10 protein-coding genes and 1 pseudogene are annotated in these 13,107 nt (G+C 66.6%); 8 read left to right on the top strand and 3 right to left on the bottom strand.

The window, feature by feature from the left end:
• Window positions 1–141: 141 nt before the first annotated feature.
• From UAA55_RS17920 to eda, 4 genes are all read left to right on the top strand, one after another.
• Window positions 142–1,653 carry an NAD-dependent succinate-semialdehyde dehydrogenase gene (locus tag UAA55_RS17920; RefSeq protein ID WP_322954409.1) on the top strand — a complete coding sequence of 504 codons (1,512 nt, stop codon included), beginning with the start codon at window positions 142–144 and terminating at the stop codon, window positions 1,651–1,653.
• A gap of 200 nt (window positions 1,654–1,853) precedes the next feature.
• On the top strand, window positions 1,854–3,326 hold the full coding sequence (zwf, locus tag UAA55_RS17915; RefSeq protein ID WP_322954407.1) for a glucose-6-phosphate dehydrogenase: 1,473 nt from the start codon (window positions 1,854–1,856) through the stop codon (window positions 3,324–3,326).
• Window positions 3,327–3,429: 103 nt separating this feature from the next.
• Window positions 3,430–5,271, top strand: coding sequence for a phosphogluconate dehydratase (edd, locus tag UAA55_RS17910; protein ID WP_322954405.1), 1,842 nt, complete (start codon window positions 3,430–3,432; stop codon window positions 5,269–5,271).
• The gene (eda, locus tag UAA55_RS17905) at window positions 5,268–5,909 is read left to right on the top strand and encodes a bifunctional 4-hydroxy-2-oxoglutarate aldolase/2-dehydro-3-deoxy-phosphogluconate aldolase (RefSeq protein ID WP_322954403.1); all 642 of its coding nucleotides are present in this window, start codon (window positions 5,268–5,270) and stop codon (window positions 5,907–5,909) included. Before edd ends, eda begins: the two co-directional genes overlap by 4 nt.
• Before the next feature lie 66 nt (window positions 5,910–5,975).
• Here eda and UAA55_RS17900 read toward each other — a convergent pair whose 3' ends face one another.
• The 3 genes from UAA55_RS17900 to UAA55_RS17890 form a co-directional block, all read right to left on the bottom strand.
• Complete coding sequence (locus UAA55_RS17900) at window positions 5,976–6,566, bottom strand: VOC family protein (RefSeq protein WP_322954402.1); 591 nt, start codon at window positions 6,564–6,566, stop codon at window positions 5,976–5,978.
• An 18-nt stretch (window positions 6,567–6,584) separates the two neighbouring features.
• Window positions 6,585–7,052 carry a nuclear transport factor 2 family protein gene (locus UAA55_RS17895; protein ID WP_322954400.1) on the bottom strand — a complete coding sequence of 156 codons (468 nt, stop codon included), beginning with the start codon at window positions 7,050–7,052 and terminating at the stop codon, window positions 6,585–6,587.
• Window positions 7,053–7,181: 129 nt separating this feature from the next.
• Entirely contained in the window at window positions 7,182–8,072 is an 891-nt protein-coding gene (locus UAA55_RS17890) for a LysR family transcriptional regulator (protein WP_322954398.1), read from the bottom strand.
• Window positions 8,073–8,197: 125 nt separating this feature from the next.
• Between UAA55_RS17890 and UAA55_RS31355 the strand changes: the two are divergent.
• From UAA55_RS31355 to UAA55_RS17875, 4 genes and pseudogenes are all read left to right on the top strand, one after another.
• Window positions 8,198–8,455 (top strand): annotated as a pseudogene (locus UAA55_RS31355) (sigma factor); the annotation flags it as partial.
• A 166-nt stretch (window positions 8,456–8,621) separates the two neighbouring features.
• Window positions 8,622–8,834, top strand: coding sequence for a sigma factor-like helix-turn-helix DNA-binding protein (locus UAA55_RS31350; RefSeq protein ID WP_416235201.1), 213 nt, complete (start codon window positions 8,622–8,624; stop codon window positions 8,832–8,834).
• Complete coding sequence (locus UAA55_RS17880; protein ID WP_322954396.1) at window positions 8,800–9,849, top strand: FecR family protein; 1,050 nt, start codon at window positions 8,800–8,802, stop codon at window positions 9,847–9,849. The genes UAA55_RS31350 and UAA55_RS17880 overlap by 35 nt, the downstream gene beginning before the upstream one ends.
• A 199-nt stretch (window positions 9,850–10,048) precedes the next feature.
• Complete coding sequence (locus tag UAA55_RS17875; RefSeq protein ID WP_322954395.1) at window positions 10,049–12,985, top strand: TonB-dependent receptor; 2,937 nt, start codon at window positions 10,049–10,051, stop codon at window positions 12,983–12,985.
• The last annotated feature ends 122 nt before the right edge of the window (window positions 12,986–13,107 follow it).

The following is a 13,107-nucleotide window of genomic DNA, read 5'->3' as shown; positions in this document are numbered from 1 at the left end:
ATTTCAGCCCAACCTGGGAACGCAGGCTGGGGGTGGGCGGTTGTGAGCTGCCTGGGCCGGGGCACCCCCCGCATTGCAACGCCCCCAGAACCCGCCTACGTAAGAACCATGCCCCCAGGCGGTTGTTACAAGAGGTTTGCCATGGATACCCCCGTTCGCGCCCCCCACGGGCTCCTCATCCGCACGGCTCAGGCCCTTGGGCTGAAGGACCCCGGCCTGCTGCGGGACCAGGCCTACATCGGCGGGTCTTGGGTCGATGCCGACGGCGGCGGCACCATAGACGTCGACAACCCGGCGACGGGTGAGGTCATCGGCACCATTCCCGACATGGGCGCCGCCGAGACGGCGTTGGCCATCAAGGCGGCCAACGCCGCCTGGGCCGGCTGGCGCGCCCGCACCGCCAAGGACCGCGCCGCCGTCATGCGCCGCTGGTTCGAGCTGATCATGGCGGCGCAGGAGGACCTGGCCCGCATCATGACGGCGGAGCAGGGCAAGTCCCTGGCCGAATCGCGGGGCGAGGTCGCCTACGGCGCCAGCTTCATCGAATGGTTCGCGGAGGAGGGCAAGCGCGCCTACGGCGACACCATCCCCAGCTTCGCCGGTGACAAGCGCATCGTGGTGGTTAAGGAGCCCATCGGCGTGGCCGCCGCCATCACCCCCTGGAACTTCCCCATCGCCATGATCACCCGCAAGGTCGGCCCGGCCCTGGCCGCCGGCTGCCCCATCGTGGTGCGCCCGTCGGAGGTGACGCCCTACAGCGCCCTGGCCCTGGCCGTTCTGGCGGAGCGGGCGGGCGTGCCGCCGGGGGTGCTGAGCGTCGTCACCGGCCATCCCAAGCCCATCGGCGGGGAGATGACGTCCAACCCGCTGGTGCGCAAGCTGTCCTTCACCGGCTCCACGCCCGTGGGCAAGCTGCTGATGAAGCAGAGCGCCGACACGTTGAAGAAGCTGTCGCTGGAACTGGGCGGCAACGCGCCCTTCATCGTCTTCGACGACGCCGACCTGGACGCGGCGGTGGAGGGGGCCATGGCCTCCAAATACCGCAACGCCGGCCAGACCTGCGTCTGCGCCAACCGCATCCTGGTGCAGGACGGCGTCTACGAGGCCTTCGCCGCCCGCCTGGCGGAGGCGGTGGGCCGCCTGCGCGTGGGCAACGGGGCCGACAAGGGCGTCACCACCGGCCCCCTGATCAACGCCGCCGCCGTGGAAAAGGCGGAGCGCCACATCGCCGACGCGGTGTCCAAGGGCGCCCGCGTGGCCATGGGCGGCCGCCGGCACGCCCTGGGGGGCAACTTCTTCGAGGCCACCCTGCTGCTGGACGCCACGCCGGACATGATCCTGGCGCGGGAGGAGACCTTCGGACCGGTGGCGCCGCTGTTTCGCTTCAAGGACGAGGCCGAAGCCATCCACATGGCCAACGACACCGAGTTCGGCCTGGCCGCCTACTTCTACAGCCGCGACATCGGCCGCATCTGGCGGGTGGCGGAGGCCCTGGAATACGGCATGGTCGGCATCAACGAGGGCATCATCTCCACCGAGGTGGCGCCCTTCGGCGGCGTGAAGCAGAGCGGCCTGGGCCGCGAAGGCTCCAAGTACGGCATCGAGGATTACCTGGTGGTGAAATACCTGCTGATGGGCGGCCTGAAGGCCTGAGCCCACGCGCCGCCGCTTCTGGAGGTCCCGGTCGCCGCAAGGCTGTCATGTTACGGAATTACCAGAAAATCGCCCACCTGATTACATAGGAGGTGATTTTCCGGTGGCACTTCCAGGGAATTGTGGTAGTGAAATAACCGCATAATCGATAACGGGCGGATGGCCCTGCCATCCCTGGGAAACCAAGCCAAGGCGCCATCATGGCTGAAGTGCTGCAAGTCAATCCCTTCGATTTCGTCGTTTTCGGCGGTACCGGCGATCTCGCCATGCGCAAGCTGCTGCCGGGCCTCTACTACCGGGAGCGCGACCGGCAGATGACGGACGAGAGCCGCATCATTGCCGTCAGCCGCACCGACCAGACGGTGGAGGACTTCCGGGCCACGGTTTGGGCGGCGCTGCAGCGCCACGTGCCGGCCGCCGACCTGGAAACCGCGGTGTGGGAGCGTTTCTCCGCCCGCCTGGGCTATGTGTCGCTGGACGCGACCAAGCCGGCCGGTTGGGAACCCCTGCAGACCCTGCTGAAGGGGCATGAGGACAAGGCCCGCGTCTGCTATCTGGCGACGGCCCCCAGCCTGTTCGGCGCCATCTGCCGCAACCTGGCCAGCGCCGGCCTGGTGACCGATACCTGCCGCGTGGTGCTGGAGAAGCCCATCGGCCATGACGGCAAGTCGGCCAACGCCGTGAACGAGGAGGTGGGCGCCGTCTTCCCCGAAGACCGCATCTACCGCATCGACCATTACCTGGGTAAGGAGTTGGTGCAGAACCTGATGGTCCTGCGCTTCGGCAACGCCCTGTTCGAGCCGCTGTGGAACAGCAGCTGGATCGACCATATCCAGATCACCGTCGCCGAAAGCGTGGGCGTGGAAGGCCGGGCCGAGTACTACGACAAGGCCGGCGCCCTACGCGACATGGTGCAGAACCACTTCCTGCAGTTGCTGTGCCTGGTGGCGATGGAACCGCCGGCCCATCTGTCGGGCGACCAGATCCGCAATGAGAAGATCAAGGTGCTGCGGGCCCTGCGCCCCATCACCCAGGCCGACGTGAAGGTCAAGACCGTGCGCGGCCAGTACCGCGCCGGTTCGATCAACGGCCAGCCGGTGCCGGGCTACGCCGATGAGCTGACCCGGTCCAGCAATACCGAGACCCTGGTCGCCATCAAGGCCGAGATCGAGAACTGGCGCTGGAGCGGCGTGCCCTTCTACCTGCGCACAGGGAAACGCCTGCCGGTCCGCTATTCCGAGATCGTCGTCCAGTTCAAGGACGTGCCGCACAGCGTCTTCCCCAAGGGCTCGGGCGAACTGATGGCCAACCGCCTGGTCATCCGCCTGCAGCCGGACGAGGGCGTGCAGCTGAACATCATGACCAAGGTGCCGGGCCCCGGCGGCCTGCGCCTGCGCTCCGTGCCGCTGAACCTGTCCTATGCGGAGGCCTTCAAGGACCGCTATCCCGAGGCCTATGAACGGCTGCTGATGGACGTGGTGCGGGGCAATCCGTCGCTGTTCATGCGCCGTGACGAGGTGGACGCCGCCTGGTCCTGGATCGACACCATCCTGGCCGGCTGGGAGCAGACGGACATGCGCCCGGATCCTTACGCCGCCGGCGGCTGGGGCCCCATCAGCGCTGCCCTGCTGCTGGACCGCGACGGCCGCCGCTGGCACGACCCCGAACTGTAACGGTTCGGCGGAGTTTATTCGATTTCCGCCCCCGGGGCCGGCACCGCATCGCCGGTCCCGCCGGCGCCCCCACGTTCATGGCTCATCAGCCAGGGAGGACCCCATGGCGCTACACGACACCCTGCGGCGGGTTACCGACCGCGTCATCCAGCGCAGCGCGGACAGCCGCGCCCGTTATCTGCAGCGCCTGGACGCGCAGAAGGGGCAGAGCCCGCGGCGCGGCGCGCTGGGTTGCGGCAACCTAGCCCACGGTTTCGCCGGCTGTGCCGCCGACGACAAGGCCGCGCTGGCCGGCAATCGCAAATCCAACATCGCCATCGTGTCGGCCTACAACGACATGCTGTCGGCCCATCAGCCGTTCGAGCGCTTCCCCGCCATCATCAAGAAGGCGGCGCATGAGGCGGGCGTGGTGGCCCAGTTCGCCGGCGGCGTGCCCGCCATGTGCGACGGTGTTACCCAGGGCCGCGACGGCATGGAGCTGTCGCTGTTCTCCCGCGATGTCATCGCCCAGGCCACGGCCATCGCCCTGTCGCACGACATGTTCGACGCGGCGCTGTACCTGGGCATCTGCGACAAGATCGTTCCCGGCCTGCTGATCGGCGCTTTGTCCTTCGGCCATCTGCCGGCGATCTTCGTGCCGGGCGGCCCCATGCCGTCGGGCCTGTCGAATCCGGAGAAGGCGCGCATCCGCCAGCTGTACGCGGAGGGCAAGGCCACCCGTGACGACCTGCTGGAGGCGGAGTCCAAGTCCTACCACTCCCCCGGCACCTGCACCTTCTACGGCACGGCCAATTCCAACCAGATGCTGATGGAGATCATGGGCCTGCACCTGCCGGGCGCCTCCTTCATCAATCCGAACACGGACCTGCGCGACGCCCTGACCGTGGCCGCCACCCAGCGCGCGGCCCAGTTGACGGAACAGGCGGGCAACTACACGCCCATCGGTCGCCTGGTGGATGAGCGGACCGTCGTCAACGCCATCGTGGGCCTGCTGGCCACGGGCGGGTCGACGAACCACACGCTGCACCTGGTGGCCATCGCGCGCGCCGCGGGCATCCATATCGACTGGCAGGATTTCAGCGACCTGTCGGGGGCCGTGCCCCTGCTGGCGCGGGTCTACCCCAATGGCGTCTCGGACGTGAACCATTTCCACGCCGCCGGCGGCCTGCAGTTCCTGATCAGCAGCTTGCTGGATGCCGGCCTGTTGCACGGCGACGTCGCCACGGTGGTGGACGGCACGGAACAGGGCAGCGGCCTGGACGCCTACCGCCACGAGGCCTGGCTGAAGGACGGCAAGGCCGCCTGGCGGGCCGGCACGCCCACCAGCGCCGACACCAGCATCCTGCGTCCGGCCACCGATCCGTTCGACCCGTCGGGCGGCATCCGCCTGCTGACCGGCAACGCCGGCCGCGCCATCATCAAGGTGTCGGCGGTGAAGCCGCAGCACCGTATCGTCGAGGCGCCGGCCATCGTCTTCGAAAGCCAGGATGAGATGCTGGCCGCCTTCAAGCGCGGTGAGCTGGAGCGTGACTTCATCGCCGTCGTCCGCTTCCAGGGTCCCGCCGCCAACGGCATGCCGGAACTGCATAAGCTGACGCCGCCCCTGGGCGTGCTGCAGGACAAGGGCTTCAAGGTGGCGCTGGTCACCGATGGCCGCATGTCCGGCGCGTCGGGCAAGGTGCCCGCCGCCATCCATCTGACGCCGGAAGCGCTGAAGGGCGGGTCACTTGCCCGCATCCAGACCGGCGACGTCGTGCGCCTGGATGGTGAGGCGGGCACGCTGGACATCCTGGTGGACGCGGCCGAGTTCGCCGCCCGCCCGGCTGTCACGCCCGACCTGACCGCCAACACCTGGGGGACCGGCCGCAACCTGTTCGGGGCCATGCGCGCCCATGTGACCGGTGCCGAGGACGGCGCCCATAGCTTCGGAGAGGATTTCGCATGAGTTCGCAGAGCAAGTACGGCGTGGGCGAAATCCTGGCGCTGGGCCCCGTCGTTCCCGTCCTGATCATCGAGAAGGTCGAGGACGCCCTGCCGCTGGCCGAGGCCCTGGTCGAGGGCGGCGTGCGGGTGCTGGAAGTCACCCTGCGGACCGAGGCCGCCCTGGCCGCCATCGAGATCATCGCCGCCAAGGTGCCCGACGCCGTGGTCGGCGCCGGCACGGTGGTGACGCCGGACCAGGTAGGCCGGGTCCAGGACGCCGGGTCGCGGTTCATCGTCAGCCCCGGCTGCTATCCCGCCCTGCTGGATGAGGTGCTGGCCAAGGGTGTGCCCTTCCTGCCCGGCACCGCCACCCCGTCCGAGGTCATGGCCCTGCAGGCCCGCGGCCTGCGCCATGTGAAGCTGTTCCCGGCCGAGGCGGTGGGCGGCCTGAAGCTGATCAAGTCGCTGGCCTCACCCCTGCCGGGCGTCACCTTCTGCCCCACGGGTGGGATCACCGTGAAGACGGCGCCCGATTACCTGGCCCAGCCCAACGTCGCCTGCGTCGGCGGCTCCTGGCTGACCCCGGCGGACCTGGTGGCGGCCAAGGATTGGGCCGGCATCACCAGGCTTGCGCGCGAGGCCTCGGCCCTGGGCAGGTGAGCGTTTTACAGAACAAAAGCCCCGATCGGTTTGAACACCGGTCGGGGCTTTTTTCGTTCCAGGGGATCAGTCGGCCGGGTGCTTGGCGCTCCACAGCTTCACCTTGGCGGTCTTCTCATATCCCTTGCCGTTGGGATAGCCGACCAGTTCCATCTCCGACCCCCAGGGCGACAGGAAATGCACCCAGCTCTCCCCCGCGGTGTCGCCGCTGGGCATGGTGACGGGTTCCCCGATGATCTGCAGGCCCTTGGCCTTCAGCTTGGCGGCGCCGGCCTTGACGTCGTCGGTGTAGAAGGCGATGTGCGACTGCCCCAGATCCTCGTTATTGGGGATGAGGGTCGAACCGGTCGAGTCCTTGTAGGCGAACAGTTCGATGTTCGACCCGGTGCCGCAGCGGAGCATGGCCAGCGACAGACTGGTGGCGCGGGGAGCCACGGTCTGCTTGCGGTCCGGCGACAGGGAGGTGGCCATCGGGAAGGGGCCGATGTGGGTGACGGGCACGCAGCCGAAGGTGCTGGAGAAGAACTCCTCCGCCTGTCGCAGATTCGGAACGGTGATGCCGATATGGTCGATGCCGGCGACCTTCACGTCCTGCGCATGGGCGGGGGCGCCGATGGCCAGCAGCCCGGCCACCAGGAAGGCGTTGATGAATTTCATGATGTCTCTCTTGGGGGCTTATTTGTTCAGGAAGACGCGAAGGCTGGTGATCTTGCCGTCTTCGATGGTGAAGATGTCTTCGCCGGTGATGAGGGTGGGGGCGTCGGCGGGGCCGTAGCCCCAGGTGACGCGGCCCAGGCCATGGTTGATGGCGACGGGCCTGGGCGTGAAATGGAAGCCGGGATGCGCCGCCTGCACCTTCTGGATCAGCGCCACGACATCGTCGTAGGTCCGGGCCAGGCCGCTGTAATCCGCCATCAGGAAATTCTTGGCGTAGATCGCGTCATAGGCCTGCCGGTATTTCGACATGTCGTTGCTGTTCCACAGCGCGAAATGCTTGTCGATCAGCGTCTGGGCGGCCGCGATCTCTTCATTCGTCGCCGGCGCGGTATCCAGCACCTGTGTTTGGGCCGGGGCGGCATGGGCGGCGGCGGCCGTGGAGAAGAGGGCCAGCATCAGCAGGCCGAATTTGGAGGGGATCTTCATCGCCTTGATCCTTCGCGGGGGCAACGGGCCGGTGCCCGTTTCGATCTGGACAAACCGTACCCCGGCAAGGATTGTTTGATAATGAATGGAAGTATGAAAACATTGTTTCTTATAAGAAACTATCCATGCCTACGGAAATTGACTTCGGACGTGCGTTTCGACGTATGAGACGAAGGTCTGGATCTTGGGCGATTTGAAGGGCTGCTTCTGATAGACGAGGTGGATGGGCGTGGCGCCCATCGACAGTTCGGGGAGAAGGACCGACAGTCGTCCGGCGGCGATCTCCTCCTGGCAGCTTGAGATGGGCAGCAGCGTGATGCCGGCGCCCAGGACGGCCAGCGTCTTGATCATCGAGATGTTGTTGGAGATGAACTTGACGCCCGGTTCTATCCGCAGCCGGCGCTCACCATCCTGCAGGTGCCAGACCCGCAATTCGGGCTTGGGCGCGAAGATCAGGCATTCGTGATCCCGCAGGTCGCCCGGTTCGCGCAATGGCGGCGCATGGTCGAAATAGGCCGGGCTGGCCAGCAACTGGAAAACCTCACGCCCGATGCGGCGGGACATCAGGGCGGAATTGCTCAGGTTTCCAATCCGGATCGCCACGTCGATGTTGTCCATGACGAGGTCCAGCGGCTTGTCCGTCAGGATGACCTCGAGCGTGATCTTGGGGTAGGCCTGCATGAAGCCGGCGAAGACCGGCCCCATGATGGCGGGCACGAAGTCCGCCGGGCAGGTCACACGCAAATGCCCCCGCGGTTCCGCCCCCGCCGCCTGGGCGTTTTCCGCCGCATCGCGCAGCGCGGCGAGGGAGGTGGCGCATTGTTCGTAGAACTCCGCCCCCATCTGGGTCAGTTGCAGGCTGCGCGTCGTGCGCCGGATCAGGGTGGTGCCGAGGAAGGCCTCCAACTCGCTGATCTTCTTGGAGATGGTGGACTTGGTGACGCCCAGGTCCGTGGCCGCCTTGGAAAAGCTTTGGGCTTTGATGACGGCGACGAACATCGCGACCGCGTTCAAATCCATAACGGCATCCGTTGTTCTGATATGGAAACAATATGCCTGGATTATGCGCCGATGTCGCCAGACGCCAATTCCTAAATTTTCGTGACAAATGGCGTCTGTCACAAAGTCCGCGCATCTAGGGAGCAGTGCTTAGATGCGGGGCGACATTGAAATCCACCAAGCAGATCACGATTGAGCGGGCGCAGTGGCTGGCGCTGCACGTCGTGCCGCATGAGCCGGCGCTGCGCGCCTGGCTGAAGCGCAAGGGGGGCCTGCACTGCGATGTCGACGACGTCGTGCAGGAAACCTACGCCATCCTGGCCACCAAGGCCTCGGTGGACGCCATCCTCGATCCCAAGACCTACACCTTCCAGGTCGCCCATTCCGTCATCCTGCAGCAGTTGCGCCATGCCCGCGTGGTGCCCATCACCGCCGTGGCCGACATCGGCACACTGGAGGCGGTGATGGATCAGCCGTCGCCGGAGGATACGGTGCTGGCCCGGTTCCGAGCTGGAGCATGTGCGGCGCGCCATCGAGGCCCTGCCGCGCAAGACGCGCGCCGCCTTCGTCATGCGCCGGGTGGAGGGGTTGTCGCAGCAGGAGATCGCCCGGCGCATGAACCTGTCGCAGCACACCATCCAGAAGCAGGTGGCGCGGGGCATCAAGCTGCTGCTGGCCCAATTGGGCCGGGAAGAGGCCGATGAGGACGGCGTTGCGGATCAAAAGAAGAAGACGAGGTCGGTAGAGCGTGATCACGCAGCGGCAAAGCGCAAAGTCCATTGATGAGGCGGCGGCCCGCTGGGTCGCCCGCCAGGACGCCGGTGAGTTGACCCCGGCCGAAGAAGCGGACCTGTCGGCCTGGTTGGACAGCGACATCCGCTGCGTCGGCGCGTTGGCCCGCGCCCAGGCCTATTTCGTCAGCCCGCGTATGGAATTGGCCATGCGCGTGCTGCGCCGGCCGCCAGCGCCGTCCGTGGCCCAATGGGATACGCTGCCGCGCCGCGCCCTGCTGATGGGAGCGGCCGCGTCTGTCCTGGGCGCCGCCGTTCTCGTCCGCCGCCCGCCGCCCGCCGCCGGCCGCCGCTATGCCTCCGAGGTGGGGGAGGTGCGGCGCATCCCGCTGCCCGACGGGTCCAGGATCACGCTGAACACCGACAGCGTGCTGGAGGTCGACTACCGCGAGGACAGCCGCACCATCCGCCTGCTGAAGGGTGAGGCCTATTTCGAGGTGGCCAAGAATCCTGACCGACCCTTCGTCGTCCAGGGCCCCAAGGCGCAGGCGCGGGCCGTTGGCACCGCCTATGCCGTGCGGTTGGCGGAGGAGGGGGGTGGCATGCGCGTGCAAGTGACCAGCGGCCGGGTGGCGGTGGAACTGCCGCCGCCGGCCCCGCCCGCCACGGCGTGGCAGGCGCTGGAACGGCTATGGACGCCGCCCGTCGGCGCCACCAACGGCACCCACGTCACCGCCAACCAGGAGGCGGAGGTGCGCATCGGCCACAACGCGGCGGGGGTGGAGGAGGTGCAGGTCTCCCTGCGCGACATGTCGGCGGGCGCCCTGGGGCGTAGCCTGATGTGGCGCGAGGGCCTGCTGTCCTTCGAAGGCGTGACCCTGGCGGAGGCGGCGGCCGAGTTCGCCCGCTATTCCGTGCAGAAGATCATGGTGAAGGGGGCACCGGCGCATGAGCGCATCTCCGGTCTGTTCGCCGCCACCGACCCGGCCGGCTTCGCCCGCGCCATCGCCCTGGGCCTGCGCATCAAGAGCAAGCGGGAAGGGGATGTCATCACCCTTTATAAATAAGGCTAGCATGCAGATGAATGGCCGTGACGCGAAGTCGAAACACCCGCGTCATCCAAATTAAACAATGAGAACTACAAAATATAAAAGTTTCATTACGGATGGCTTGGTTGGCTCCCCAAAATAATCTAAGGGGCGTGAGGGCGATGAACGCCCCGCGAATGGCAGTCAGACACTGATATTGCTGGGGGAGTCAGTGAGAATGTTCAAGTCTTTGCGCCCGATGCTGCTGTGCGGCGCGGCGTCCGCCGTCATCGCGTTCAGCGCGCCCGCCGTGGCCCAGACGCGCAGCTTCGACCTGCCGGCCCAGCCGGCGGTCAGCGCCATTCCGGCCTTCGCCAAGCAGGCCGGCATCCAGATCGTGGCGCCGGCGGGCCAGCTGGACGGCATCAGCACCCAGGCCATCCATGGCGAGCTGGACCGCAAGAAGGCCCTGGCCACGCTGCTGCAGGGCACGCCCCTGGTGGTGTCGTCCGATGACGGCGCCGTGGTTGTCCTGCAGGTGGGAACGCCCGCCAAGGCCCCGGTCACCGCGCCCAAGCCGCAGGCGCGCGTCAATGACGACCCGCTGGAAGAGGTGGTGGTCACCAGCTTCCGGGAAAGCCTGGCGCAGGCCAAGGCCCTGAAGCGCGAGGCCGTGGGATCGGAGGAGGTGATCGTCGCGGAAGACATCGCCGCGTTTCCCGACCTGAACCTGGCGGAATCGCTGCAGCGCGTGCCCGGCGTCACCATTAACCGCGATTCCGGCGAAGGCCGGCAGATCACCCTGCGCGGCCTGGGGCCGGACTTCACCCGCACCCAGCTGAACGGCATGGAGGTGCTGGGCAACACGGCGTCGGGCATGGACAACCGCGGCGCCGTCAGCCGCACCCGCAGCTTCGATTACAGCCTGTTCGCCTCCGAGTTGTTCGACCGCGTGACGGTGGAAAAGTCCTACGCCGCCGAGCAGGATGAGGGCGGCATCGGCGGCACGGTGGGTCTCAGCACCGCCAAGCCCTTTGACTACGACGGCTTCAAGGCCGTGTTTTCCGCCAAAGGCCAGAACAACAGCAACACCGACAGCGTGACGCCCCGCATGGTGGGCCTGCTGTCCAACCGCTGGGGCGACTTCGGCGCGCTGGTGTCGGTGGCCTACAGCACCAACGACAGCAACGAGTATGGCTACCGCAACTGGGGCTGGAGCCAGATCAAGGTGAACCCGGCCAACATCGGCCCGGGCGTCAGCGCCGCCGACGCCGCCAAGATGGAGTCCGGCACCATCTACGCGCCACAGGCCGACACCTATTCCACCTGGTTCGACCACCGCACCCGCCTCGGCAGTACGCTGGCCCTGCAATATGAGCCGGAGAGCGGCCTGAAGCTGGGCTTTGACGCCCTGTATAGCCGCCTGACCAACGACCGCAAGGACTACGCCATGGCGGCGGGCGGCACCAACGCCCTGACCGGCAACGTGTCGGGCACCCAGGTGCTGCAGTCGGCCGTCATCCAGGGCAACACCCTGGTGGCCGCCAACTACACCGGCGTGGACATGCGCAACGAGTACAACACCGAAAGCGACAGCACCGACTTCTATCAGACGGTGCTGCACGGGTCCGACCAGATCACCGACCGGCTGCTGGTGAAGGGGATGGTGGGCTACTCCCGCTCCGACTACGAGCTGCCCTACTTCGACAAGGTGTTCCTGGAGGCGAAGAACCAGGGCATCGGCTTCGACGACCGCACCACCATGCCGGTCAACACCTACAGCTTCAACACCACCGACCCGTCGCTGTGGAACCTCATGCGCCTGGACACCCAGGCCAACAAGATCGTCAATTCCTACAAGAACGCCAAGCTGGACTTCGAATACGCGCTGAGCGACAGCTCCACCATCAAGACCGGCTTCGAATACAAGCGCTTCGAGGATGAAGGCGCGCAGTACAACAACAAGGTCTTCTACAACGTCCCGGCGGACAGGGCGGTCCCGGCCAGCACCAAGTATACGGTGCCCTACGACACCCTGGTGCCCTACGTCGTCGGCGACGTGGACGCCATCTACAAGCTGATCGGCCAGACGCGGGACATTGAAAACGCCAAGTTCCTGTCGCCGGGCTCGGACTACCATGTCACGGAAGACACCAAGGGCGGCTATATCCAGTACGACCTGGACACGGACGTCATGGAGCGGCGGCTGAAGGCCAATGTCGGCCTGCGCTACTACTCCACCGACCTGACCTCCGCCGGCTCGGTCAATTCCGGCGGCGTGCTGCAGCCGGTGACGGTGCCGCACACTTACAGTGGCGTCCTGCCGGCCGCCAACCTGGCTTATTTCGTGGAGCCCGATCTGGTGGCGCGCCTCAGCGCCAACCGCAACATCAGCCGCCCGGCCCTGTCCGACCTGCAGGCCGCCGGCACCATCACCACCGCCCCCTTCGGCGGCAGCCTGACCATCGGCAACCCGGACCTGAAGCCCTTCACCGCCGACGCGGTGGAAGGCGCGCTGGAATACTACGACGGCAAGGTCGGCTTCGTATCCATCGGCGCCTTTTACAAGAAGCTGAACTCCTTCATCAGCGCCACCACGGTGACGGAGCCGTATTCCGCCACCGGCTATCCGCTGTCCTTCCTGCTGCCGGGGCAGACGGGCGCCACGCCCTACAACGTTTCCCAGCCGGTGAACGTCTCCGGCGCCAGCATCAAGGGCGTGGAAGTGGCGGTTCAGCGCGACTTCGACTTTCTGCCGGCTCCCTTCAACCACCTGGGCATGGTCGCCAACGGCACCTTCGCCGACGGCAGTTCGCCCGCCATCATCAACGGCAAGTCATACGACCTGCCGCTGGTCAACCTGTCGCGCTTCTCGGCCAACGCCACGCTGTACTACGAGACCGAAACCTGGGGCGTGCGCATCTCAGAGGCCTACCGCAGCCAGTACCTGGACAGCATCGGCGGCAACGGCAACGTGGGTGAGGCCTATGAGCCGACCAACAACGTCGACTTCTCCGCCCACTACAACGTCACCCCGCACATCAAGGTGACGCTGGAGGGCCTGAACCTGACCGATGAGCACATCGTGCAGTTCACCGACCTGACCGCCCATCGCATCGAGGTGAACACTTCCAGCGGCCGCACCTTCCTGTGGGGCGTGACCTGCGAGTTCTAAACTCTGGAACCAATCTGGCAGTTTGGTTCATGAGGGGCGTCGGCGGGTAACCGCCGGCGTCCTTTTCCCGTCGCGCAGGGTGGCTTCGCGGCATCGGGGACACTTGCCGCCGCACCGGTCCC

The sequence above is a fragment of the Nitrospirillum guanabarense genome, from assembly GCF_034653355.1.
Lineage (GTDB): Bacteria > Pseudomonadota > Alphaproteobacteria > Azospirillales > Azospirillaceae > Nitrospirillum.
Note: the sequence above shows the minus strand (reverse complement) of the source record. Positions and strands in the feature narration are given on the sequence as shown.